This is a genomic window from Myxococcus sp. AB036A, assembly GCF_006547355.1.
GTDB lineage: Bacteria > Myxococcota > Myxococcia > Myxococcales > Myxococcaceae > Myxococcus > Myxococcus virescens.
In genome coordinates, this window is sequence record NZ_VHLC01000251.1 from 1 (window position 1) to 417 (window position 417).

General features: G+C 71.7%; 1 protein-coding gene. It reads left to right on the plus strand.

The genetic code is table 11. The features are described from left to right. A partial coding sequence (locus FL344_RS38300) for a S49 family peptidase (RefSeq protein WP_194863417.1) occupies positions 1–417 on the plus strand: 417 nt, incomplete at both ends.

Consider the following 417-nt stretch of genomic DNA (forward strand, 5'->3'; position numbering starts at 1 on the left):
GTCCAACCTGGTGCTGGAGCTGGACCTCCAGCAGCCGCTGCCCGAGTACACGCTGGACACGTCCCTGGCGGGCGCGTTCGGCGAGGAGCCCACGTCACTCCGGGACGTCGTGGAGGGCCTGGAGAAGGCCGCCACGGACTCCCGGGTGAAGTCGCTGGTGGTGCGCATTGGCCAGCCGGGCAGCGCGGCGCAGGTGCAGGAGCTGCGGGACGCGGTGAAGGCGTTCCGCGCATCGGGCAAGCGGGCGGTGGCCTACGCGGACGGCTTCGGCGAGGCGGGCAACGGCACCGGCGCCTACTACCTCGCGAGCGCCTTCGACTCCGTCTACATCCAGCCCTCCGGCGACGTGGGGCTCACCGGCCTGACGATGGAGACGCCCTTCGCGCGTGACGCCTTCGCGAAGTTCGGCGTGAAGCC